We start from the raw sequence: 23,451 nt of genomic DNA, 5'->3' as shown, positions 1-23,451 counted from the left end.
GCGAGGCTGCGTTCGGTGTGGGCCGCATTCGGACGAAGCCGTCGTAAATTCTGCGCACACGGTCTATCTGGAACCGGCGTCGTCTGATTTCACGACTGCTGCGCAGCCGAACGCAGGCTGCGCCAGCTGCTACAAGTGATCAGACGCGAAACTGCTTGAGCAACCCGTTCAACTGTTCGCTCAATTCCTTGAGATGAACACTGGCCACGCTCGACTGCTCGGCCGCCAATGCCGTGCTGTGGGACAACCCGGCGGCCTGGGTGACGTTCTGATTGATGTCTTCCACCACATGCGCCTGCTGCAAGGTTGCACTGGCAATCGAGGCATTCAAGCCGTTGAGGTTGCGCAAGGCCTGGCCGATGGCATTCAGGCTGGCACCGGCCAGGCCGGCCTGCTCGATGGTCAGTTGCGAGGCGCGGCTGCTGTCGCCAATGACCTTGACCGCCGCTTCGGAATGGCTTTGCAGGCGTTCGATCATCGACTGGATTTCTGCCGTCGACTTCTGGGTGCGCTGGGCCAGCAGGCGCACTTCATCGGCGACCACCGCGAACCCTCGACCTTGCTCACCGGCCCGGGCGGCTTCGATGGCAGCGTTGAGGGCCAGCAGGTTGGTTTGCTCGGCGATAGAGCGAATCACTTCCAGGACACTTCCGATTTGCGTGCTTTCGTCGGCCAGCGTACGAATCACTTCCACCGCTTGATCGATGGTCGAAGACAGCTTGTCGATCTGCTGCAGGCTGCCATCGATATTGATCTGTCCCTGCTGTGCCTGAGATTCGGCATCGCGCATTTCACTGGCCGCGTGCTCGGCGTTTTTCGCCACATCCTGCACGCCGTAGGTCACTTCGTTGATCGCGGTCGCCACCAGTTCCATTTGCTGGGACTGCTGCTGGCTGCGTTGCTGGGCTTGTGCGGCGTCGTTGCCCAGTTCGCTGGAAGACTGGCCCAGCGCGCCGGCGGACACTTGCAACTGATTGATCACCAGGCGCAGCTTGGCGGTAAAGGCGTTGAAGTGTCGGGCCAGTTGCGTGACTTCGTCCTGGCCGTGGGTATCAAGGCTGCGGGTCAGGTCGCTTTCACCGCTGGCGATATTGGCCATGGCATTCACGGTTTCCTGCAACGGGCGCACGATGCTGCGGGCAATCATGATCACCAGCAGCGCCATGATCAGGGCAATCACCAGGCCGACGAAAGACGCCTTCCAGACCTGCGCATTAAACTCGGCCTGCATGTCGTCGATGTACACGCCTGAGCCGATCACCCAACCCCAGGGCTCGAACAGTTTGACGTAGGAGGTTTTTTCCACCGGCGCACTGGCGCCCGGTTTCGGCCAGCGATAGTTGACCATGCCGGCGCCCTTGGCCTTGGCGATGGCGGCCATTTCGTTGAACAGTGCAAAACCGTCCGGGTCGCGGATCGTCGAGAGGTTCTGGCCTTCGAGTTTTGGATTGGTCGGGTGCATGACCATGACTGGCGTCAGGTCGTTGATCCAGAAATAGTCATTCTGGTCGTAGCGCAAACCACGCACGGCGGTCAGTGCCTGCTGTTGCGCGGCGGCGCGGGTGAGGGTGCCGGCGGTTTCCAGGCCGTGGTAGTAGGTCAGGATGCCACTGGCGGTCTGCACCACATGCTGGGTCTTCTGGGCCTTGGCCTGATAGAGGTCGTCGTGGATCTGCTTGAGCATCAACACGCCCAACGTCAACAGCATCACCACGGCCACGATCAAGATAAGCCACAAGCGTCGGCTGATCGACACACTGCGCAAGCTGTTCATAACGCTGTTACTCCGTTTTCTTGTTCTTGTCATAAACGATCGCCAGCATCCAACCACACGTTGCCGATCGGGCCTATCCTACTCAGGTCCTATTACGCGGCAGCGTAAATGAGGCTTGTCTGATAGGATTTCGGCCCCGCGCGGAAAAACCTGAGTCCAAGTCGATTTTTCACGGAATTTTTACGGTTTTGTGTGGATCTTGTGCGCGCGGGGTTTCAGCGCACGCTGATCGCGAATAACGCTCTACAAATTATTAACGGGGCATGCCTGGGGGCATGGCTTCTTGGGGGAATGATGGATCTTTGGACAGCCTTTCAGGCATTGATTTTAGGCGTTGTAGAAGGGCTGACCGAGTTCTTGCCCATTTCCAGTACCGGGCACCAGATCATTGTGGCGGACTTGCTCAATTTCGGCGGCGAACGAGCGATGGCCTTCAACATCATCATTCAGCTCGGCGCGATCCTGGCGGTGGTCTGGGAGTTCCGCCGCAAGATCCTCGACGTGATCATCGGTTTACCGACGCAGCCCAGCGCTCGACGCTTTACCGCGAACCTGTTGATCGCCTTCATGCCGGCCGTGGTATTGGGGGTGATTTTCGCCGACCTGATCCACAAGTACCTGTTCAACCCGATCACTGTGGCCAGCGCATTGGTCGTGGGCGGGATTATCATGTTGTGGGCTGAACGCCGGCAGCATGTCGTGCATGCCGAAAGCGTCGATGACATCACCTGGAAAGAGGCCCTGAAAGTCGGTTTCGCCCAGTGCCTGGCGATGATCCCGGGGACCTCGCGTTCCGGTTCGACGATCATCGGCGGTTTGCTGTTCGGGTTGTCGCGCAAGACGGCCACCGAGTTTTCGTTCTTCCTTGCCATGCCAACCATGGTCGGCGCAGCGGTTTACTCGGGCTATAAATACCGCCATCTGTTTGTGCCGGCTGATTTCCCGGTGTTCGCCATCGGCTTCGTCACCGCGTTTATCTTTGCGATGATCGCCGTCCGGGGCCTGCTCAAGTTCATCGCCAGCCACAGCTACGCGGCATTCGCCTGGTATCGCATTGTGTTTGGCCTGGTGATTCTGGCGACCTGGCAGTTCGGTTGGGTCGACTGGACCGCGGCCAAGCCATGAGCGACGCCACCGCACGCAACAACCCCGGGCGCAAGTCCGGGGGAGCGATTCAAAACCTGCGGTTGAAATTGCTGGTGTTCGTTTTGCTGTGCGCAGTGCCGTTGTTTGGCTCGGTGTCGCTGTGGCTGCGCGGGGTGTCGGTGATTCCCCTGGCCGCCTATGGCATCGTCAGCGTGCTGGCGTTTTTCCTGTACTGGGGCGACAAGCACAAGGCCCGCGCCGACAGCTGGCGCACGCCGGAGAACGTCTTGCACGCGGTGGAACTGGCGGGCGGTTGGCCGGGTGCCTTGCTGGCCCAGCAAGTGTTTCGGCACAAAACCCGCAAGGTTTCGTTTCAACTGGTGTTCTGGCTCATCGTGCTGATGCATCAGGTGTTCTGGATCGACCAGTTGTTTTTGGGTGCTCAGCTGTTCGCGCTGTTCTAAAGCTGTTCTAAAGCTGTTCTAAAGCTGTTTTAAAGCTGTTTTAAAGCTGTTTTAAAGCAGCAAGCCGATCTGCGTGCGCTTGGGCAACTTGCTCACCACCAGTTGGTGGGAACGTTGCAGCAAGCCTTGCAGCTCTTCGGTGCCCAGCGGGTAGGGCGTGTCCATGATGATCCACTGCGCCCGGGCCAGATACGGCGCCGGGTGAATGCCCGGTCGGTCGCAATGGCCCAGGAACAGGTCCTTGTCGACCTTGAAGGCCAGGGACTGACCCCGCAGGTTCTGCAAGGCGAACATCTTGCTCCCGGCAATCGAAAACACCCTTACGCCCCCCCACTTGTAATCCTCCCGCGCGCCGGGCAGCGCCAGGCAGAATTGCGCGACATCCTCTTCGCTCATTGGTCTTGCCTTCATAACAGTCGGTCCCCACAGGCATTGAATGATTCGATCAAATGGTCGATCCAGGCGCGTACTGCCGGCATTACCCCGCGCCGATGAGGGTAGACCGCTTGCAGCCAACCGCCCGGCAATGACCAGTCAGGTAGCAGCTGCACCAGTGAGCCGTTTTCCAGTTCCTGCTCGCAATACATCATCGGTAACACGGTGAAACCCAGCCCGGACAGGGTACACGCCTTGCGCACGAGAAAATCGTCGATGCCCAATCGGGCTTCGAATGTCATTTCACAGGCCTTGCCCTGCTGGTCGAGCATCCGCAGATGCACCAGCCGATCGGCTTCCAGTGCGCCCAATATCGGTACGTTTTTCAAGTCGTCCGGGGTCTTGATCTGCCGCTCGCGAAGAAACGCCGGGCTGGCGACCATGACAGTCTGCGCCTGACGTAAGCGGCGGGTGACCAGCAGTGGGTCTTCATCTCCCAGTTCCCGCACTCTCAAGGCGACATCGACGCCTTCGGTCACCAGGTCAACCCGGCGATTGAGCAGCAGCATCTCCAGCTGAACCTGCGGGAATTTCTCCAGGAACTTGCTGATCACCGACGGGAACATGTCGTGGGCCAACCCCACCGGGCAGGAAACCCGCAGCCGCCCCCGGGGTTCGCTGGACATGCTGGCCACCGCTTCGTCGGCCATCTCGGCCTCCAGCAGCATCGCCTGACAGTGTCGCAAGTAGCGCTCGCCCACAGCGGTCAGGTTGAGTTGGCGGGTGGTGCGTTGCAACAGACGCGCGCCCAGGCGTTCTTCCAGTTCGGCGATGCGTCGTGACAACCGAGACTTGGGAATCCCGAGCAAACGCCCGGCCGCCGCGAAGCCGCCGGCCTCGACCACCTTGGCGAAGTAGTAGAGGTCGTTGAGATCTTGCATGATTTAAATCCAGCTGTTCTATCAGTGGGACGAACTATCGCATTATTGCCAGCTAATCAGCTATTGGTTTCGTTGGTAGGATTGTTTCCATCAGATCGCCGGGTGGCGATCCTCACCTTGGAGATCCCACATGAAATTACTGCATATCGATTCGAGCATTCTGGGTGACAACTCGGCTTCCCGTCAGTTGAGCGGTGAAGTCGTCAAAGCCTGGCAAGCCGCCGAGCCTGGCGTTGTGGTGACTTACCGCGACCTGGCCGCCGATGCCATCAGCCATTTTTCCGCCGCCACGCTGGTCGCCGCTGGCACCGCCGCTGAGCTGCGCAACGCCGCGCAACAGCATGAAGCCGATTTGGGTGCGCAGGCCTTGGCCGAATTCCTCGCCGCCGATGCCGTCGTGATTGCAGCGCCGATGTACAACTTCACTATCCCGACCCAACTCAAGGCCTGGATCGACCGCATCGCCGTAGCCGGCCAGACTTTCCGCTACACCGAAGCCGGCCCTGAAGGCCTGTGCGGCGGCAAGAAAGTGGTGATCGTTTCGACGGCTGGCGGTTTGCACGCTGGCCAACCGACCGGCACTGCTCACGAAGAGTACTTGAAGGTGATGTTCGGCTTCCTCGGTATCACCGACATCGAGTTCGTCCGCGCCCATGGCCTGGCCTACGGTGATGAAGTACGCAGCAAAGCCATGAGCGACGCTCAGGCGCAAATCAGCGAACAACTGTTCGCCGCCGCGTAAGGCTTGCGTAAAGTCGTAAACAGCTCGGGCAATACCCCTGAAACTCTGTATTCTGGTCATCGTGATGGCCAGGTACAGAGTTTTTTGTTTCTGGCGGCGATCAGTTTCTGGCCCAGGTTATGCAGTCGAGGGTTAATATCTGCGGTCAGGTAATAAGGTGGGGCATCCCATGGTGCGTCTTTGTGCAACATTACTGATTTGCCTGTTCGGCAGCCTGAATTCAGTGCACGCCGCGCCTGTGCTGTTTCCTCACTGGAGCGTCGGTTTCCATGAGATGACGTTCCTCGATCCGCTGGACTTGCAGCCGATGCGCGCCATCGCCTTTTATCCGTCCAGTGAGAGGGAACATTCCAGCAAGCTCGAGGGTTACACGGTCGAAGCCGGTGAAGACACCAAAGTCGCCATCGGACGCTTCCCGATGTTGATGCTGTCCCATGGCAACACCGGAACCCCGCTGGCCCTGCACGATCTGGCCACCTCGCTGGCACGCAAGGGGTTTGTGGTGGTGGCGGTGATCCATCCCGGCGACAACTCCAAAGACCACAGCCGCCTCGGCACCTTGAGCAATCTTTACGGGCGGCCGATCCAGATTTCCGAAGCCATTACCGCGACCTTGGGCGACCGTATGCTGGCGCCCTTCGTCAATGCCGATCAGGTCGGGGTGATCGGCTATTCGGCGGGCGGTGAGACCGCGTTGATCCTGTCCGGCGCCACGCCGGACCTGGACCGTCTGCGCCGTTATTGCCATGAGCGCCCGGACGATCATGATGCCTGCAACACACAAGGTGAATTGATCGTCGACCGCGATGACTTGCAGCCTGTGCCAGACCCACGAGTGCATGCCTTGTTGTTGATGGCACCGCTGAGTCTGAAATTCGGCCGCCAGACCCTGGCCGACGTGCATGTGCCGGTGCTGCTATACAGCGGCGATGGCGACAAACTGGTGGCGTTCGACAAAAACGCCGCAGCGCTGGCGCGCAAACTGCCGACTGCACCGGATTTCAAATTGCTGGCCGGGGCAGGGCATTTTGTGTTCCTGGCACCGTGCAACGAAGAACAGATCGCCGCCATGCCGGCGCTGTGCACCGATGCCGACGGCGTCGACCGCAAGGACATTCACCGCAACCTGATCTCCGAAGCCGGACGTTTCTTCTCCCATGCCCTGGGCAAACCGAGTCGGGCCGGCATGCAAACCGCGGATCAATAAATCAATCCTGGCCGATGGCGCGGTGTTTCAGTAACAAGGTCAAACCGAGTCCAGTCACGGACAACAACGCCGCACTGAAGAAAATCCACGCATACCCCAGGTTCAACGCCACCGCGCCCATCAACGGCCCGGCAATCGCCAGCGCCAGATCGAAAAACACCGCATAAGCACTCAAACCCGCGCCGCGACTGGAATTGGGCACCTGCTTGATCGCTTCCACGCCCAGCGCCGGATAGACCAGCGACAGGCCGAAGCCGGTCAGGCCTGCGCCAATCAAGGCGTAAACGGTCGAGGGCGCCAGCCACAACAGGACCAGCCCCACGGTTTCAATGCTCATGCAGGCAATGGCCGAGGTGAAGCCGCCGAAACGGCTGATGCTGGAAATGAACAACAGCCGCGACAGAATAAAACACACCCCAAACACCGTCAGGCAGTAAGCCGCTCCCGTCCAGCTACGACTGGCGTAATACAGGGTAATAAAAGTGGTGAGCGTGCCGTAGCCGATAGACGCCAGGCTCAGGCTCGCGCCGAAAGGGGCAATGCGCCCGAATACCGCCCAAAACGGCAGCCGCTCGCCGCGAATCACTGGCACCGAGGGTTTGTTGCGGATCAACAGCAGTGCCAACAGGGCCAGTAACGACAGCACGATCCCGAGGCTGGCGAAGCCCAATTCAGCGACCATCACCACGCCCAACGGTGCGCCAATGGCAATGGCGCCGTATGAGGCAATCCCGTTCCAGGAAATCGAACGTGCCGTGTGCTCGACACCGACCTGGCCCATGCACCAACTGATGGTGCCGACTCCGATCAACCCTTGGGCGATCCCCAGCAACAACCGGCCAGCGATCAGGATGATCAGGCTCAACAGCGGCAAACTTTGCAGCAGGGTCGACAGCAGCGTCAGCACGCCGCTCAACACAATCCCCGACAACCCGTAAACAATTGCCCGTTTGGTGCCGACGCTGTCCGACAAGCGCCCGGCCATCGGACGGCTGAGCAGGGTGGCCAGGTATTGCGAACCGATGGTCAGCCCCGCAACGATGGCGCTGAACCCCAACTGTTCATGCACATACCCCGGCAACACGGCAATCGGCAGGCCGATGCAGAGGAAGGCAATAAAGGTATAGAAAACGATGGAAACGATCTGCAGGGTGATCGCCATGGAGCTTTGCGGGGGCAGTTGCTGCACAGACATGAGAGCTCGATCGCGGGCGGCGGTAGGAGAACTGCATCATGGCGCGGGCGTGAAATAAAAGAAAGCAGGCTAACGATGTGGATGACAGATCGGCAGTAAGTGGATCAATCTGAAATGCAAAAAGCCCCGTCACCAGGACGGGGCTTTCCATTTGCAGCCAGAAGCCGCCTTACATCAACACACCCTGACTACGCAGGTAGTCGTCATAGGTGCCGCTGAAGTCGATCACGCCATCGGCGCTCAACTCGATGATGCGGGTGGCCAGGGACGATACGAACTCACGGTCGTGGCTGACGAAAATCAGCGTGCCCGGGTAGTTCTCCAGCGCCAGGTTCAGCGCCTCGATGGATTCCATGTCCAAGTGGTTGGTCGGTTCGTCCATTACCAGCACGTTCGGCTTTTGCAGGATCAGCTTGCCGAACAGCATGCGACCTTGCTCACCACCGGAGATGACCTTGACCGACTTGAGGATCTCGTCGTTGGAGAACAGCATGCGCCCGAGGGTGCCGCGAACCAGTTGCTCGCCGCCCTGGGTCCATTGGCCCATCCAGTCGAACAGGTTGCAGTCGTCTTCGAAGTCGTGCGCGTGGTCCTGGGCGTAGTAGCCCAGCTCGGCGGCGTCGGTCCATTTCACGGTGCCGGCGTCCGGGGTCAGTTCGTTGACCAGGGTGCGCAGCAGGGTGGTTTTACCGATACCGTTCGGGCCGATGATCGCCACGCGCTCGCCGGCTTCAACGGTGAAGCTGAAGTCCTTGAACAGGGTCTTGCCGTCGAAGCCTTTGGCCATGCGCTCGACGATGACCGCCTGACGGTGCAGCTTTTTGGTCTGCTCGAAACGAATGAACGGGCTGACACGGCTCGAAGGTTTGACTTCGGCCAGCTGGATCTTGTCGATCTGCTTGGCGCGGGAAGTTGCCTGCTTGGCTTTCGAGGCGTTGGCCGAGAAGCGGCTGACGAACGATTGCAGTTCCGAGATCTGCGCTTTCTTCTTGGCGTTGTCCGACAGCAGTTGCTCGCGGGACTGGGTCGCCACGGTCATGTACTCGTCGTAGTTGCCTGGGAACAGGCGCAGCTCGCCGTAATCCAGGTCAGCCATGTGCGTGCACACGCTGTTCAGGAAGTGACGGTCGTGGGAGATGATGATCATCAGGCTGGAGCGCTGGGTCAGTACGTTTTCCAGCCAGCGGATGGTGTTGATGTCCAGGTGGTTGGTCGGTTCGTCGAGCAACAGCACTTCAGGATCGGAGAACAGCGCCTGCGCCAGCAACACGCGCAGTTTCCAGCCCGGCGACACTTCACTCATCGGTCCGAAGTGCTGCTCGATGCCGATACCCAGGCCCAGCAACAGCTCGCCGGCACGGGACTCGGCGGTGTAGCCGTCCATTTCGGCGAATTCGGTTTCCAGCTCGGCCACGGCCATGCCGTCTTCTTCGGTCATTTCCGGCAGCGAATAGATGCGATCGCGCTCGGCCTTGACCTTCCACAGCTCTTCGTGACCCATGATCACGGTATCGATCACGGTGAATTCTTCGTAGGCGAACTGGTCTTGACGCAATTTACCCAGACGCACGTTCGGCTCAAGCATGACCTGGCCACCGGACGGCTCGAGATCGCCACCGAGGATTTTCATGAAAGTCGACTTGCCGCAACCGTTGGCGCCGATCAGGCCGTAGCGGTTGCCCGCGCCGAATTTGACCGAAACGTTTTCGAATAGCGGCTTGGCGCCGAACTGCATCGTGATGTTAGCTGTGGAGATCAATTACTTTACCTATCAATGGGTTGCGAGCTGCGCATTTTGGCGCTTGGGCCATACCTGGGGCGTTTTGGAGTTTCTCCATCTCTCCCCAGTCACCGCTAGACTTCAACCGGCGCGCATAAGTCGAGAGCAGCATCTGGACGCTTGTCCAAGCTGTTGGGCAATAAAGGCGGGATTCATGCCAGACATTCTGCATATTGTCGCATAAGTGTGACGGCAGTTGTACGGCGCGCGATAACGTGTCGCGAGCTTCTTCAGGTTGGCCCCGCTGCTTGGGTCTGCCAGAGGGGATGGTTCATCCTGGTGGGTGGCGAAACGCTGCGCAAATCCTTGATTACACGCCAATGTTATTTTTGTTCAGCGTTGTGTTAGGGACACTGGGCGCTGCTCTGGGTAAAGTCGGCAGCGCTTGCCCGGCCAGGTGTCTTTCAGAAGGATTGCTGAATGGCCAGCACTTGGTCAGGGTGGGCACCTATTCGGATTTATCTCTCCACGCCGCATGAGGCGGCAGTCTCTCTCCAGGGCATCGAGGCTTTGGTTGCTCTTGCCAGATGATTCGTTCTAAGCGACTAGAATATAAACGGCCTCTAGTCTCGGATGAATCAAATGAAACTGATTTTGGTCGTGTTAATCATTGGTTTGTTGGCCTGGAAGCTTTCCCCCGAGTTACAACCTTGGGTTGAAGCCAAGCTACCGCCCCCGAAAGTAACCCCTACAGTCGCGACTGCGCCGAAACCTGTTTCTGCGCCATTCAAATGTGACGGACGCCAATATTGCTCGCAGATGACCTCGTGTGCAGAGGCCAAAAAATTTCTGCAAAATTGTCCGGGAATGAAAATGGATGGCGACAACGATGGCGTGCCCTGTGAGTCGCAGTGGTGCCAATGACTTTTGCCGCGGGACAAGGAGAATAAACGGGCCTGACGGCTACAAAACTTGTAATAAGTTGTCCGTGATTGTTCCCGAAAAAATAGTCTTTACCGGCCCGATGAGAAAGACCGGGCCCACGCCATCCCATTGAACCGTTACGGTGCCGCCATCACATTCAACCTCAACGGAATGGTCTAATAAACCACGACGAATTCCGCTGACAGCGGCGCCACAAGAGCAAGAGCCTGAACCAAGCGGAATACCACCCCAGCGCTCCCAAATGCGCAACCGTATGTGTTGTCGGTTAATGATCTGGACGAAATGCACGTTCGTCCTGAGAGGAAACAGTGGGTCGGTTTCAATGGTCGGTCCGATGGTCGCTATATCAATGGCTGTCAGATCATCCACAAAATAGGTGCAGTGAGGATTGCCCATGCTGCAAGCTGCCGGGCCACCAGCCAGTGGCAAGACAGCAGTGTCCAGTTCCTGAGCCAGGGGAATATCCGACCAGCCGAAAAGCGGCTCGCCCATGTTGACCGAAATTGCGCCGGCTGAAGTTCGTTCGCAAGTGAGTAGGCCACGGTTGGTTCGCAGCGCTATCGAAGTCATATTGGATTCGCGCATCAGCATGTCCGCGGCACCCCGCGTTGCGCTGCCACAAGCATCCAGCGTGGAGCCATCTGCATTCCAAAACATCAAGCGGGCATCGGCATCATCGCAATCAAGCACTGCTGCGAGTTGATTGAATCCGACGCCTCGGTTCCGATCACCCATTCGCCGAGCCAAACTACTTGTCACTGGATTGGCCGAGTTTCGCGAGTCCACAATGACGAAGTCATCGCCATTGGCGTGCATTTTATGAAAACTCAGCGGCATATATAGATCCTGGGCGAACTGGCGTTTGAGAACGATCTAGCCCCAATCACATAACCTTTGCAAGCCGTGAGCGGGTAAAGAAAAACACCGGCCCTCGAAACCGATAACGATTGATCGACTCTTGAATTAGTATTCCATCCCCCACCCAAGGAACATGGAAGTGAGAAACAAATTCGCAGCAGGTATGTTCTGTTTCCTGACGATTGTGACGGCTCAATACGCTGACTCCAGCGCTACGGATGAGTCCGCCGAAAACGCTTCATTGCTCTGCAAAATCCTCGATGGCAATGATGCCTTGACCCAGGCCTCCGAATTCTCGGCCGAGGATCGTACGGTCAATATCTCGGTAGACCGTTCTCCAGAGGACGCCAAAAAGCTTTGCCCGGAAATCAGCGCCATCGTCGAGTATCACGAGATGACTTTTACGCAAGGCTGGACTGTGCAGATCACTTCTCCAGACAGTGGTTATGACGTTGTTGCTATCTGCCCATTGTAATGATGGTGGTTGTCCTGTACGCCAGTGATCAGGTGCAGTGGAATGTGCTGTTGCTCATCAATGCATGTGATTTCGAAACTGCCCACTATTTGAGGGGGGCGCTCACTCAGCCCGGTCGACTCTTCTTCCTTTGCCTTAGCCATTCTCGCGTGGTTCGCTGCGATTTCGTTGAGAGTTGACACGTTACATCTCCCGGTGACTGACCAAGCGTATCGCTGGAGTCCTTAAACGTTAATGTGAATGCCGCCGCGTCAGAATTACGTCGTTCTGGGGCCGCTATCGCCGGCATGTGCAAACCCTAAGCCAGACATTGACGCGTATTCCGCGCCACGCTTTCCATGCGACGAATGGTGTCGCGCGATGTTCAGATAGGTTCGATCAGTCCAGGGCCATCGTTGTGCACATTGCCCACGGCTTGATCAACCTTGAACCACTCGAATGTCTCGGCCGGCTCGCCCTGCGACAGTACTATCTGCTCGGCTCGCTCTTTCGGCGTGGCCGGGTCCAGCCATTCCCGGGCCAGTTCGGCATTCAGCGTCACCGGCTGGCGATCATGAACATCCACCATGCCGCCCTTGCTGTCGGCGGTGATGATCACGAAGCCGTCATGTTCGTCCGGCTGATGTTCGTACCTTGGGTATTGACCGATCGCCGCGCACAGGATCGGTGCGCGATCCTTGCGGCGGATGAGGTAGGGCTGCTTCTTCGGGCCGCCCTCGTAAACCCATTCAAACCAGTTATCGATGGCAACGATCGCCCGGTGCGGCCATATGGCTTTGAAAAATGGGCCGTGACTGACTTTCTCGACCCTGGCATTGATCGGCATAGGGTGTTCTTCGGACCAATGCGGCCGCCAGCCCCAGCGAACCCTGTCGGCGTGCAGCACGTCGCCTTCCTGGTGGAAGAGGGCGAGCTGAGTCGTCGGTGCGGCGTTGTAGAGCTCGAATGGCTGATCGCCGGCATTGTTGACCAAGGCGTTGGGCATGCTCAGCGCCTTGACGAAGTCGTGAATGCCTCGGTACTGCGAAAGTCGTCCGCACATGGCTGAGCCCTCATGCTTACATCTGAGCTTAGACGATCCTTTGAACTAATAGGGCGTTAAAGCCGCGTGGCGTTTTGGCGGGCATGAGTAGACACATTTTCACAGTTGAAGGTTAACTATTGGTTACAAAGTATGGCTAAAATGACATCTTTCGCCCCCATGTCGATTGTCGGCATGGCTCAAGAACGCGCCATCGGGACGCACTTTGTTCATTTCAGACGTGTGACGATTTCCGTGAAACTCATTATTGCCGCTATCTATGTCATCTCCATCGCGTATGTCCACTTGCGCGGTAAGGTGCGCCACAAACCAGGCCGCCAACTAAGCGACCACTCGACGTTTCTGGCGCCGATCAATTGCTTCCTTTATATGTTCTCGAAAATCCCCAATCGGCCTTATCTCAATCCGGCGGACTTTCCTGACTTGAGCCCTTTGCAGGCTCATTGGGAAGAGATTCGCGCCGAAGGCCAGAACCTGCTCAAGGCCGGGGAGATCAAGCGCTCGAATCAGTACGACGACGTTGGTTTCAACTCGTTTTTCAAAAGTGGCTGGAAGCGTTTCTATCTCAAGTGGTATGGCGACAGTCACTCATCGGCCGCGAAGCTCTGCCCGCGTACTACTGAACTGGTGCAAAGCATTGGCTCGATCAAGGCAGCGATGTTTGCCGAACTGCCACCGGGTTCCAAACTGGTCCGCCACCGCGATCCGTATGCCGGCTCGTACCGTTATCACTTGGGGCTGGAAACGCCGAACGATGCCGGTTGCTATATCAACGTCGACGGTGAGAGTTACCATTGGCGTGACGGCGAAGCGGTGATGTTCGATGAAACGTTCATTCATTACGCTGAAAACAGCACCCAGCAGAACCGCATCATCCTGTTCTGCGACGTCGAACGGCCGATGAAGTATCGCTGGGCGGCGGCGTTCAACCGCTGGTTCAGCCGCACAGTGATGGCGGCGGCGGGGGCACCGAACGATGCGGGTGACAAGACCGGTGCTATCAACCGATTGTTTGCCAAAATCTACACGGTTCGCCTGCGCGGCAAAGCACTCAAAAAGCGTAACCGCGCTCGCTATTACCTGGAGAAGTGGGCGATTTTTGGCGGGTTGCTGGCGATTTTTGTGCTGATCTGAGTTTTGCTTTGCGGCGCATTTAGTCATTGCAAGCAGGCCAGTATTTTCACCGCATAACGTATGGGCACTCCACTCACCGATCAGCCACGAGAACGCTTCGTGGCTTTTTTATCTGTGCTCGCTTTGGCTTTTTCTGCCGTTTTACCGGCACTCCTGGCACCGAGGCTGCGCTTGAGCAGTTCAGTCAGATCGATCACATCCGCGGTCCTGCGTTCGTCCTCGCCCGTAGCGGTTTCGACGATTTCGATCTTGCCTTCATTCGCCTTCTGCTCAACCAGCGCCATGATCTTGTCTTCGAAGCTGTCGCGGTACTCCTCGGGTGTCCAGTCGGCGCTCATATCCTCCACCAGCCGTTTGGCCATCTCCAGCTCGCCCTTGGCCAGGTCCGGCCTGGTCACTTCACTGCCCAACTCCAATTGATCCAGGCTGCGCACTTCGGCCGGCCAGCGCAGCATCACCAGAACCAGGGCCGATTCCAGCGGCATGACGGCCGCCAGGTGCTGGCGGGTATGCAACACCACACGGGCGAGGGCGACCTTGCCGGTTTTGCTGAGGGTTTCGCGTAACAGCGCATAGACCTTGCCACCGCGTTTGTCCGGCGCCAGGTAATAGGGGGTGTCGATGTTTTGCAGGGGGATCTGCTTGCTGTCGACAAAGGCAAAAATGTCGATGGTTTGGGTCGACAGTGGATGGGCCGAGCGAATGTCCTCTTCGCTGAGCACCACGTAACGACCCTTTTCGTACTCGACCCCTTTGACGATGTGCGCCTGGGTGACCTCCTTGCCAGTGACCTTATTGACGCGTTTATAGCCCACCGGCTCCATGCTGCGACTGTCGAGCCAGTTGAAATCGATCCCGCGGGAAGACGTCGCCGAGACCAGCGCCACGGGGATGTGCACCAGACCGAAACTGATTGCGCCTTTCCAGATTGCCCGTGCCATCGTCGTGTTCTCGTCAGCCCATTGATGTTCAGGTGACCTGTTGCCCGGGGGAAAGTTTCAGTCGGCTGCGACCCGCTTTTGCGGGCTGATCGACGGTGCAGTCAACTGGTGTTACATCTTCTGAAGGAGGTTTTAGTTAACAAATCCGAACCCCGGGCGTAGCGTGGCTCTATTCATCCATGAAGCGTTGCACGCGCTTTTAGAGAGGTTTCCATGAACCGATGTGTGTTCGGCGTCATCACACTGGTATTGAGTGGCGTGCTGAGCAGCCTGGCCCTGGCCGATGCCGCCGCTCCGCCATCCTCGCCCTTGCTGCTGGTCCAGAACCTGCCGGGCAGCACCAATAACAATCCTTACAACAACCCGATCCGCCGGGCCAATCCCAACAGCATGCAAGGCACGCGACCCGGCATCCCGGTGATCCGCGGGCCGAGTACGGCGCCTGCGCCGCGACCACCGACCCTGGAGAACGGCGGTATCGGCAACCGTTATCCGCAGGATCGCCAGGCTCCCGCCAGCCCACCGACATTCATACCCAATCCACCTCATCGGGACGCAGACACCAGCAACCGTTGAACGGCAGGACAGAGGTCTTGCCAGCCATTTTGACCACAAAAGGAATCGTGCATGTTGCATAAGACCCTCCTGACTACACTATTTGTCGGCGTACTGATCATCAGTGCGCCCGTGTTTGCTGCGCCTGCCCAGGAATTGAAAAGTGAGGAGGGCACCCTTGAGGTCACGCCGATCGTTAAAGGTCTGGAGCATCCCTGGGCGCTGGCGTTCCTCCCCGGTCGCCAAGGGATGCTGGTGACCGAACGGCCGGGCAACCTGCGGGTGGTCAGTGTCGATGGCAAACTTTCGAGTCCGCTCAGCGGTGTGCCTCAGGTCTGGGCCAACGGGCAGGGCGGGTTGCTCGATGTGGTGTTGTCGCCCGACTTCAAGCAAGACCGCATGGTCTATCTGTCTTATGCCGAAGGTGGCGGTGAGGGCGGCAAGGCGGGTACGGCGGTCGGTCGCGGACGGTTGTCGGAAGACCTGACGGCCCTCAAGGATTTCAATGTGATCTTCCGCCAGGAGCCCAAGCTTTCGGTTGGCAATCACTTCGGCTCCCGTCTGGTGTTCGACCGCGACGGTTATCTGTTCATCACCCTGGGCGAGAACAACGATCGACCCACGGCGCAGGACCTCGACAAGCTGCAAGGCAAGGTGGTGCGGATCTATCCGGACGGCAAGGTGCCGAAGGACAACCCCTTCGTCGGGCAAAAAGGCGTACGCCCGGAAATCTGGTCCTACGGCCATCGCAACCCGCAAGGCGCGGCGCTCAATCCCTGGAGCGGAACGCTCTGGGAAAATGAGCACGGCCCCCGGGGCGGTGACGAAGTCAACATCATCGAGCGTGGCAAGAACTATGGCTGGCCGATAGCAACCCACGGCATCAACTATTCCGGCCTGCCGATCCCGGAAGCCAAGGGCAAAATCGTCGAAGGCACCGTAGGTCCACAGCATGTCTGGGAAAAATCCCCCGGCCTCAGCGGCATGGCGTTCTACGATGGCGATCGCTTCAAGGCCTGGCAGCACAACGTGTTTATCGGCGCGCTGGTGGGCCAGGAGCTGATCCGCCTGCAGTTCGACGGCGACAAGGTTGTTCACGAAGAGCGGCTGTTGGGTGAGCTGAACAAACGGATTCGCGATGTGCGGCAGGGGCCGGATGGTTATCTGTATGTACTGACCGATGAAGACGATGGTGCGTTGTACAAGGTTGGGTTGAAGTAAACAGACTCGCACAACCTTTGTAGCTGCTGGCGTAGCCTGTGTTCGGCAGCTGCTACAGAACGTGTTTCTCCAGTCGCATCGCGTCGGCATGGTCCTGGTAATAGTCATGAATCAGCCCGAATCGCCGATAACCGTTGCGCTCGTACAGAGCGATTGCCATCGGGTTGTCGATGCGAACTTCAAGTCGCAGGCAGGCGCAATCGTGCTCAAGGGCGCAGGCTTCGGCGCGTTCGAGCAATTGCTTACCCAGCCCACTGCCGCGAGCATCAACGGCGATCGCAATCGAGTACAGACGTGCCCGTGAAGTACCCCGGTGAAACAACACCAGCGCATACCCCACCAATCGCTCGCCACGTTGGGCCACCAGCAGTTGCCCGTGAGCCCGGCTGATCATCCATCGAAAACTGCGCCGGCTGAGCCGGTCGGTGGTGAAGCATTGCTGTTCGAGTGCCAGCAGTGCTGGAAGGTCTTCAATGACCGCCAGGCGAAAAACAGGATTCATATGACCGCCGTAAAAGTTGCGTAACGAAACGGGACTTTCGAAAAAGTTCGTGCTTAATAGGAAAGGTCTTGTTCTCCAACGGATCAATCACTATGTCAGCGGTACAAGGTCATTGGCGCGAAGTATCCGAACAAACGTTGCCGACGGCAATAACTTCTGCAAACTATTTAAATGCCTCGATCAGAACTTCCAGTCCGTTGATGATAATCGTCGAACGCAAGGAAGACTGGGCCTCATACTTTCCCAGTGAAGACATCGTCACCGCCCAGGAATACCTCGAACAGACCCGTAACAACGAGCAGGGCGAACGGGTTCAGGTGATCAACCTGTGCCGCAGTTACAAGTACCTCGGGCACGGTTATTACTGCTCGCTGTTGGCCGAAGCGCGGGGGCACAAGGTGATTCCGTCGGTGCGGACCATCAGCGAGCTGACCCGAAAGTCCCTGTATGGCCTGGCCTTGGACGATCTGGATAAAACCCTGGAAAAAGCCTTAAGTCATCATGTTTACAGCGATACCGAAGGTTTCACCTTGACCCTGTACTTCGGCCAGACCTCAATCGAGCCATTACAGGAATTGGCTCGACAGTTATTCGAGGTTTTTCCTTGTCCGATATTGTTAGTTGAATTTCGTCGAACTAACGGTTGGCACATCGAAGGTGTAAAGTTCGGCACCCTGCATAAGTTGCGTGAAGATCAGGAAGATCAGTTTGCAAACGCGCTAGATAGTTTCAGTCGCAAGATCTGGCGCCTGCCACGCTCTCGGCGCTTGGCCCGTTATGACTTGGCCATTCTGCACGACCCGCAAGAAGCATTGCCGCCCTCCAACCCCAAGGCTCTGGACAACTTTGTCAGGGTCGGCAAGATGCTGGGCATCGACGTTGAGCTGATCGAACGCAAAGACTACGCCCGAATCGCCGAATACGACGGGCTGCTGATACGCGAGACGACAAGCGTCGACAACCACACCTATCGTTTCGCGAAAAAAGCCGAGAGTGAAGGCCTGGTGGTGATGGACGATCCGGCGTCGATCCTGCGCTGTACCAACAAGGTTTACCTGACTGACTTGCTCAAGAGCCATCAACTGGGCATGCCGGCCACTGAAATCCTCTACAAGGAGCGACCGGAAGACTTTGAGCGGGTAGGCGAGCGTCTGGGGTTTCCTTTGGTGTTGAAAATCCCCGACGGCTGTTTCTCAAGGGGCGTCATCAAGGTCGAAAGCCAGCAAGCCTTGCTCAAGGCCACCGCCGAACTGTTCGAACACTCGGTGTTGCTGCTGGCCCAGGAGTTCTTCTACACCGAGTACGACTGGCGCATTGGTGTGCTCAACCGCAAACCAATTTTTGCCTGCCAGTACTTTATGTCCAAGGGCCACTGGCAGATCTACAACCACAAGGCCAAAGGCCAGGACATCAACGGCGAATGCCGCACCCTGGCAGTTCACGAAGCGCCTCGCGCGGTGGTTGAACTGGCGGTGAAAACCGCGAATCTCATTGGCGACGGACTCTATGGCGTCGACCTCAAACAGTCCGGCGACAAAGTGGTTGTGATCGAAGTCAACGACAACCCGAACATCGACGCCGGCATCGAAGACGCGTACCTGCAGGACGATCTGTACACGCTGGTGCTGGAAGAGTTCGTCCGGCGGCTGGAGCTCAAACGCCGTGGTCAGGCTTGGTGAGTGGCCTCAACCTACCGAGCTTGTTGAAATTTGGCCATTGACTTGCCATCAGCGTCCGGCTAATTTCCAGCCATGACTTCCACCGTATTGCGCTGCCAGCCAAGCATTATTACCGCCATTCCTTATTTGGCGGGCTAGCTCACGACTGCAGCACCCAACCCGCCCTAGAGGCGGGTTTTTAGTTTCTGTCTCTTGGGCTCCGATCAACGTCAGGAGACGACCATGAACAGCACCCCCACCCAGCAGAGTTTGCTTGAGCATTACGTGAAAAAGATCCTCGCCGCGCCGGTCTACGAACTCGCCGTGCGCACGCCGCTGCAAGCGGCACCGGCCTTGTCCGAGGCGTTGGGTAATCAGATCCTGCTCAAGCGCGAAGACTTGCAACCGACTTTTTCCTTCAAGATCCGTGGTGCTTACAACAAGCTGGTGAACCTGAGCGATGAACAGAAGGCTCGGGGCGTGATCACCGCATCGGCAGGCAATCATGCCCAAGGCGTAGCGTTGGCGGCTCGCGAGTTGGGGATTGCCGCCACTATCGTCATGCCCTGCACAACGCCGGAATTAAAGGTGCTGGGTGTGCGCAGCCGGGGTGCCGATGCGGTGCTGCACGGCGAAAGTTTTCCGTTTGCCCTGGCCTATGCGCTGGACCTGGCACAGCAAACCGGCCGCACCTTTGTCTCGCCCTTCGACGACCCGGACGTGATCGCCGGGCAGGGCACCGTCGGCATGGAGATCCTTCGTCAGCACCAAGGGCCGCTGGATGTGATCTTTGTGCCGGTGGGCGGCGGTGGCTTGATCGCCGGTATCGCCGCGTACGTCAAATACCTGCGCCCGGAAGTGCGGATCATCGGTGTCGAATCGGAACATTCCGCCTGTTTGCAGGCGGCCTTACAGGCCGGCGAACGGGTTGTGCTGCCGACCGTTGGCACCTTCGCCGATGGTGTGGCCGTCGCTCAGATCGGCGCGCATGGTTTCGAGGTCTGCCGGTTTTGCGTCGATGAAGTGCTGACCGTCAGCAACGACGAACTCTGCGCCGCGATCAAGAATATCTACGACGATACCCGCTCGATCACCGAACCTTCCGGCGCCCTGGCCGTGGCGGGCATCAAGCAGTACGTGGCGCAAACCGGCGTCCGAGGGCAGACCCTGGTGGCCATCGACTCCGGTGCGAATATCAACTTCGACAGCTTGCGTCATGTGGCCGAGCGCGCCGCATTGAGCGGCGCCCCGGCGTGAGGGATGGACCAGTTATTCCTGAACGGCGTTCTCGACGCGGCTCGACGCCGACCAGATCCGGTAGCGCACTTCGACGTCCTTGGGCACATAGAGCACGATCGGCAGTTTGCTGTTGTAGCGCAGCTTGAAACCGTCACCGACCACCGGCACGAAGTCCTGTTTGCGCTTGCCGTCAGGACAGGCCATCAGGGTGCTCATCGGGCCGGTGACTTTTTCCAGCCGGTAAAACGGGTAGCCCCAGCCTTCGAGGTTCTTTTCCTCAAGCATGCCGCCTAGACGCTGACGGTTGCAGTCGACGGTCAGGGTCTTGCCGGCCAGAATTTCGACCTGGTAGGCGTCTTCCTGTTTTTGCGGGGCGAGATGAATGACCTGGCGGGTAAAGCCGCTCTCTGGTTTGGGATACGGCGCGACGTCTTCGAGTGTCGCGGCCTGGGCAACGGACGACAGAACGGTAACTATCAGCCCGACGGTCGTATTAAAGGGCAAAGCACCCATAATGCCTCCTTGCGTGTGCGTTGGGTCAGCGGATACTGAACAGATGGCCGCATTCTCACTGCCGTCCTCGGTCAATGCAAACCCGCCATCAGAGATGGGTTGCAAAATGCAGGTGTCGAAAACAGTCCTTTCTTGCATTTTGCATGACGTGATGTATTGCCTTCTTTGTTAAACCCTTGATTGGCCGACGAGCCGCAGGGCGAAATTCCGGGCATGTTTTATGCTGAAGCTGTCTTGAGCTGACCACGGTCCCGTTGAGTCAGCGCTGAAACAAAAAAAACGGTCGGACGTTGGAACGATGAAACCCGCAAGGAAGAAAAGAACGGGTGATCTGAGCTCCGACCGACAATTGATTTTCGATTGGCAATCTCACAATACCGAGAGGGTGGCCATGTTTCTTTCTGCCTTGGAACTACGCAATATCGTTGAAAGCAGTTTTCTTCCGAAACGCTGCCAATGCACGCTATCTCCGGATCTGTCGATGACCGTCAAGGTGTATTCGGACAACGAGACTGACCATCTCGACCTGTGCGTCACCGGCATAGACGCCCATCGCCTCAACGGATGTCGGGAGATTAATCATCTTATCGCCGAGTTACGCACCGACCTTGAGCACAAGACCCATAGCCATTTGCCCAGCACTAAGTCGAAAGCTCATTAGCCGACTGTTTCACCCAATTCGAGCGACACGCGCCGGGTCTGGATAAACCCCAGACCCAGCGCCAACTCCACCAGGATCGCCAGTAAGATACCCGGCCCGGCATGACCATTGAGCCATTCGCCGAAGCCCAGCGCTGCCAAGCCGAAACAGCCAACCATAAAGCCGCTGCATATCGCACTTCTCGCCGCCGAGGGCGGTGCCTGCCGCACGAGATAAAACATCACCCCAAGCGCACCGAACAGCACCGCACTGCGCCTGGCCACAAACCCCGCTGCGGGCGAATACTCGATACCCCAGATCGCCAGCAACCATTGCGGCATCAAACCCCACACCAGCGCCAGCAGAAAGCAAAGCGCGGCGGTGAACGTTGAAAGCGTGCGAAACGAGAACGGCATGGCGAATCCTTTCGGCAGTAGAGGGGGACGCCGAAGCATAGCCTCAGAATCCCCGCAGGCCTACCGCCAAGTGCCGAATCAGAATCGTCTGTCAGCTCTGATAACTGCACGCGTCAGAAAGTTTTCGATAGGTAATTTCCGCAGGCTTGCCCGAGGTGCTATCGATGTACTTCATGTCCGCCGTGACCACTTCGCAGTCCAGCGTCGACGGTTCGGTCATGGAAATGACCTTGCCCACATTCAGCGGCATGCCGTAGTGATAAGGCACGGCCTGAGAGGACGACGTGTCGTTGGCCTGAGCGAAACCGGCGAAAGCGGTGCAGGCGAGGGCGGTGGTCATCAGCAGTGTTCGCATGTTCATGATGGGTCTCCAGTGCAGAGGGGAAGCCAGTTCGATGCAAGAGCGTCGAACCTGCCGCACTGGGCGTCAGAGGGTGCTGAGGGAGTGCGGTCCAGTAAAGTTTTGGACCGCAGGATTAATCGAAGGTTAAGTAGCGGGCTAATGGTTGTTGCGAGCCGGTTGTGCGGTTATCTATTCGAGGTGCACAACCTTGAACCCACGTCGATCTGGAGGCGTCTCTATACCAGCGGGTCCTTCCAACTGCCCCCTTCCAGCAACATAGTCATAGACCAAAAACTTCGCCGACACTTCATACCCAATATTAGGAATGACCAGCCGGATCTGCTCTCGTCCGAGGTACAGCCAACGTGGTAGCGCCTTCTCGGCAAAATCGATTCGCTCGACGGTGTGAGTGACAGGGTTCTTGCGTAAAACGACGCCTTTTAGATACGGCGAGCCGTATGCGAAGGCGAATATCAGGCTGGAAGAAACACACTTTGCCAGGAAGACTTCGCCGAAAAAGTCGAAATCCGGGATGTCGGTAAAGGCCGGTTGGATTTTGCTGTCGAGTTTCACAAACAGGCGCTGGCCTTGCGCATTCGTTTCCGCCAGCAAGGACACCTGAGTTCTATCGGCCAAAGGGCAGGTGAGGATTGTCTGGAGTGGTTGCGCGTAGGCCGGGGCGGCTAGCAGTGCCGCGATGATGTACTTCCATGGTGTTTGCATTCGGGGAAATCCCTTCGGTTGTCGGGTCCTACGTTACTGCCCGTGAGTCGTGATAAATCCTAAGAAAGCTTCGTCCCGTTCCTACAGGCTCGGGCGTGTTGTTGTCTTTCGCCGGCTGGTTTCCAGCGGTTACTGTTTGGCGTCGCTGCAAAATCAGCGAACAGGTTTGGTCACCTGATAACAACGCACATATGTGCCATCATTCGCGCTGCGGACATCTATGTCCTCACAGTGCGTTGCTATGGCGGCTGTGTGCGGGACGCCTTCGGGCGAGCCGGTTGGTTGTTATCGGTTGACCAAGCCTGTACACAGTCCGCCTCCATCGTTTGGTCACGGTGCTGGTGGTTACTTACAAACAATCGAGTAATCCATATGCAAACTTTTAACCCGTTTCCAGATCGTTATCGTTCAATCAAAAGCAGCGTCACCAACTCAAATCCCTTGGTAATCGACACAGAAGCCAATCCCCAGGACATCCTCGAATCCGCCCTCCAGCGCATCCGGGCCTCCAGCCAGTTACTTGAAACACTTCACTGCCTATGCTTCAAGCACGGTGATGTTCAGGACATTCCGCACATTACCCATGCGATTTATTTGTTGACCCAGGATGGTTGCGACCTGCTGCAAGTTGCGCAGCAGCGGATGATGGGCTGGAAAGCGCCGGTCTGACGGATACGGTATTACACACAAGCCAGCCTCTTGCGGACGCTGGCTTGTTCGCCCATCCGAACAATGATTGGCT

Annotated in this window: 25 protein-coding genes and 3 pseudogenes; 13 read left to right on the top strand and 15 right to left on the bottom strand. The window is 57.7% G+C overall.

All coding sequences use genetic code 11. The features are described from left to right. Positions 1–139 precede the first annotated feature (139 nt). Positions 140–1,774: a methyl-accepting chemotaxis protein gene (locus PGR6_RS15190; protein ID WP_064618094.1), complete on the bottom strand. Its 1,635-nt coding sequence runs from the start codon at positions 1,772–1,774 to the stop codon at positions 140–142. A gap of 294 nt (positions 1,775–2,068) precedes the next feature. Between PGR6_RS15190 and PGR6_RS15185 the strand changes: the two genes are divergently transcribed. Continuing rightward, positions 2,069–2,899 (top strand): undecaprenyl-diphosphate phosphatase, encoded by an 831-nt coding sequence (locus PGR6_RS15185; protein ID WP_026286415.1) that lies wholly within the window; start codon positions 2,069–2,071, stop codon positions 2,897–2,899. Then, positions 2,896–3,324 carry a DUF1294 domain-containing protein gene (locus PGR6_RS15180; protein ID WP_018926071.1) on the top strand — a complete coding sequence of 143 codons (429 nt, stop codon included), beginning with the start codon at positions 2,896–2,898 and terminating at the stop codon, positions 3,322–3,324. The genes PGR6_RS15185 and PGR6_RS15180 overlap by 4 nt, the downstream gene beginning before the upstream one ends. A 51-nt stretch (positions 3,325–3,375) precedes the next feature. Here PGR6_RS15180 and PGR6_RS15175 read toward each other — a convergent pair whose 3' ends face one another. Continuing rightward, on the bottom strand, positions 3,376–3,735 hold the full coding sequence (locus PGR6_RS15175; protein ID WP_026286414.1) for an MmcQ/YjbR family DNA-binding protein: 360 nt from the start codon (positions 3,733–3,735) through the stop codon (positions 3,376–3,378). Beyond that, entirely contained in the window at positions 3,732–4,640 is a 909-nt protein-coding gene (locus PGR6_RS15170; RefSeq protein WP_018926069.1) for a LysR substrate-binding domain-containing protein, read from the bottom strand. Before PGR6_RS15170 ends, PGR6_RS15175 begins: the two co-directional genes overlap by 4 nt. Before the next feature lie 130 nt (positions 4,641–4,770). Here PGR6_RS15170 and PGR6_RS15165 point away from each other — a divergent pair, with 130 nt between their 5' ends. Then, positions 4,771–5,382: an FMN-dependent NADH-azoreductase gene (locus tag PGR6_RS15165; RefSeq protein ID WP_064618091.1), complete on the top strand. Its 612-nt coding sequence runs from the start codon at positions 4,771–4,773 to the stop codon at positions 5,380–5,382. Positions 5,383–5,551: 169 nt separating this feature from the next. Beyond that, complete coding sequence (locus PGR6_RS15160; RefSeq protein WP_018926067.1) at positions 5,552–6,589, top strand: alpha/beta hydrolase family protein; 1,038 nt, start codon at positions 5,552–5,554, stop codon at positions 6,587–6,589. A 1-nt stretch (position 6,590) separates the two neighbouring features. Here PGR6_RS15160 and PGR6_RS15155 read toward each other — a convergent pair whose 3' ends face one another. The 3 genes and pseudogenes from PGR6_RS15155 to PGR6_RS30435 form a co-directional block, all read right to left on the bottom strand. After that, complete coding sequence (locus PGR6_RS15155; RefSeq protein WP_064618089.1) at positions 6,591–7,784, bottom strand: MFS transporter; 1,194 nt, start codon at positions 7,782–7,784, stop codon at positions 6,591–6,593. 169 nt (positions 7,785–7,953) lie between these two features. Further along, positions 7,954–9,543: an ABC-F family ATPase gene (locus tag PGR6_RS15150; RefSeq protein ID WP_026286413.1), complete on the bottom strand. Its 1,590-nt coding sequence runs from the start codon at positions 9,541–9,543 to the stop codon at positions 7,954–7,956. After that, positions 9,527–9,798: pseudogene (locus tag PGR6_RS30435) on the bottom strand (hypothetical protein); the annotation flags it as partial. The pseudogene PGR6_RS30435 and the gene PGR6_RS15150, both read right to left, overlap by 17 nt. A 348-nt stretch (positions 9,799–10,146) precedes the next feature. Here PGR6_RS30435 and PGR6_RS29425 point away from each other — a divergent pair. After that, positions 10,147–10,428, top strand: a complete 282-nt coding sequence (locus PGR6_RS29425; protein ID WP_081626508.1) for an excalibur calcium-binding domain-containing protein — start codon at positions 10,147–10,149, stop codon at positions 10,426–10,428. Positions 10,429–10,467: 39 nt separating this feature from the next. Here the strand turns inward: PGR6_RS29425 and dapF are convergent, their stop codons facing one another. Then, complete coding sequence (gene dapF, locus PGR6_RS15145; protein WP_064618087.1) at positions 10,468–11,286, bottom strand: diaminopimelate epimerase; 819 nt, start codon at positions 11,284–11,286, stop codon at positions 10,468–10,470. A gap of 154 nt (positions 11,287–11,440) precedes the next feature. Here dapF and PGR6_RS15140 point away from each other — a divergent pair, with 154 nt between their 5' ends. Beyond that, complete coding sequence (locus PGR6_RS15140) at positions 11,441–11,782, top strand: hypothetical protein (RefSeq protein WP_064618085.1); 342 nt, start codon at positions 11,441–11,443, stop codon at positions 11,780–11,782. Here PGR6_RS15140 and PGR6_RS30430 read toward each other — a convergent pair. Both PGR6_RS30430 and PGR6_RS15135 read right to left on the bottom strand, forming a co-directional pair. Further along, positions 11,752–11,964, bottom strand: coding sequence for a hypothetical protein (locus tag PGR6_RS30430; protein WP_081626507.1), 213 nt, complete (start codon positions 11,962–11,964; stop codon positions 11,752–11,754). The two genes, PGR6_RS15140 and PGR6_RS30430, sit on opposite strands and share 31 nt — an antisense overlap. Before the next feature lie 182 nt (positions 11,965–12,146). Beyond that, entirely contained in the window at positions 12,147–12,824 is a 678-nt protein-coding gene (locus PGR6_RS15135; protein WP_028940522.1) for an SOS response-associated peptidase family protein, read from the bottom strand. 234 nt (positions 12,825–13,058) lie between these two features. Between PGR6_RS15135 and lpxO the strand changes: the two genes are divergently transcribed. Beyond that, the gene (gene lpxO / locus PGR6_RS15130; RefSeq protein ID WP_064621284.1) at positions 13,059–13,958 is read left to right on the top strand and encodes a lipid A hydroxylase LpxO; all 900 of its coding nucleotides are present in this window, start codon (positions 13,059–13,061) and stop codon (positions 13,956–13,958) included. An 80-nt stretch (positions 13,959–14,038) separates the two neighbouring features. On the opposite strand, the gene ku is transcribed toward lpxO, so the two are convergent. Continuing rightward, on the bottom strand, positions 14,039–14,899 hold the full coding sequence (gene ku / locus PGR6_RS15125) for a non-homologous end joining protein Ku (RefSeq protein ID WP_064618083.1): 861 nt from the start codon (positions 14,897–14,899) through the stop codon (positions 14,039–14,041). Between the two features lie 213 nt (positions 14,900–15,112). Here ku and PGR6_RS15120 point away from each other — a divergent pair, with 213 nt between their 5' ends. Both PGR6_RS15120 and PGR6_RS15115 read left to right on the top strand, forming a co-directional pair. Continuing rightward, complete coding sequence (locus PGR6_RS15120) at positions 15,113–15,475, top strand: hypothetical protein (RefSeq protein ID WP_064618081.1); 363 nt, start codon at positions 15,113–15,115, stop codon at positions 15,473–15,475. Between the two features lie 51 nt (positions 15,476–15,526). Then, complete coding sequence (locus tag PGR6_RS15115) at positions 15,527–16,675, top strand: PQQ-dependent sugar dehydrogenase (protein ID WP_064618079.1); 1,149 nt, start codon at positions 15,527–15,529, stop codon at positions 16,673–16,675. A gap of 55 nt (positions 16,676–16,730) precedes the next feature. On the opposite strand, the pseudogene rimI reads toward PGR6_RS15115, so the two are convergent. Further along, positions 16,731–17,177 (bottom strand): annotated as a pseudogene (rimI, locus tag PGR6_RS15110) (ribosomal protein S18-alanine N-acetyltransferase); the annotation flags it as partial. 200 nt (positions 17,178–17,377) lie between these two features. Between rimI and PGR6_RS15105 the strand changes: the two are divergent. Together PGR6_RS15105 and ilvA are read left to right on the top strand one after the other, a co-directional pair. Continuing rightward, a complete protein-coding gene (locus PGR6_RS15105) occupies positions 17,378–18,856 on the top strand; it encodes a RimK family protein (protein ID WP_177343089.1) in 1,479 nt (492 codons plus the stop codon). Positions 18,857–19,078: 222 nt separating this feature from the next. Continuing rightward, a pseudogene (ilvA, locus tag PGR6_RS15100) lies at positions 19,079–20,074 on the top strand (threonine ammonia-lyase, biosynthetic); the annotation flags it as partial. Between the two features lie 30 nt (positions 20,075–20,104). Here the strand turns inward: ilvA and eco are convergent. Then, positions 20,105–20,587, bottom strand: a complete 483-nt coding sequence (gene eco / locus PGR6_RS15095) for a serine protease inhibitor ecotin (protein ID WP_064618073.1) — start codon at positions 20,585–20,587, stop codon at positions 20,105–20,107. A 391-nt stretch (positions 20,588–20,978) separates the two neighbouring features. Between eco and PGR6_RS15090 the strand changes: the two genes are divergently transcribed. Then, positions 20,979–21,248, top strand: coding sequence for a DUF1652 domain-containing protein (locus PGR6_RS15090; protein ID WP_026286409.1), 270 nt, complete (start codon positions 20,979–20,981; stop codon positions 21,246–21,248). On the opposite strand, the gene PGR6_RS15085 is transcribed toward PGR6_RS15090, so the two are convergent. The 3 genes from PGR6_RS15085 to PGR6_RS15075 all read right to left on the bottom strand — a co-directional run bounded on the left by PGR6_RS15085 (position 21,245) and on the right by PGR6_RS15075 (position 22,709). Continuing rightward, positions 21,245–21,643: a hypothetical protein gene (locus PGR6_RS15085; protein ID WP_064618071.1), complete on the bottom strand. Its 399-nt coding sequence runs from the start codon at positions 21,641–21,643 to the stop codon at positions 21,245–21,247. The two genes, PGR6_RS15090 and PGR6_RS15085, sit on opposite strands and share 4 nt — an antisense overlap. 91 nt (positions 21,644–21,734) lie before the next feature. Beyond that, on the bottom strand, positions 21,735–22,004 hold the full coding sequence (locus tag PGR6_RS15080; RefSeq protein WP_018926051.1) for a DUF2790 domain-containing protein: 270 nt from the start codon (positions 22,002–22,004) through the stop codon (positions 21,735–21,737). Positions 22,005–22,175: 171 nt separating this feature from the next. After that, positions 22,176–22,709 (bottom strand): hypothetical protein, encoded by a 534-nt coding sequence (locus PGR6_RS15075; RefSeq protein WP_018926050.1) that lies wholly within the window; start codon positions 22,707–22,709, stop codon positions 22,176–22,178. Positions 22,710–23,081: 372 nt separating this feature from the next. Between PGR6_RS15075 and PGR6_RS15070 the strand changes: the two genes are divergently transcribed. Further along, entirely contained in the window at positions 23,082–23,378 is a 297-nt protein-coding gene (locus tag PGR6_RS15070) for a hypothetical protein (RefSeq protein ID WP_018926049.1), read from the top strand. The last annotated feature ends 73 nt before the right edge of the window (positions 23,379–23,451 follow it).

The sequence above is a fragment of the Pseudomonas sp. GR 6-02 genome, assembly GCF_001655615.1.
Taxonomy (GTDB): domain Bacteria; phylum Pseudomonadota; class Gammaproteobacteria; order Pseudomonadales; family Pseudomonadaceae; genus Aquipseudomonas.
Note: the sequence above shows the minus strand (reverse complement) of the source record. Positions and strands in the feature narration are given on the sequence as shown.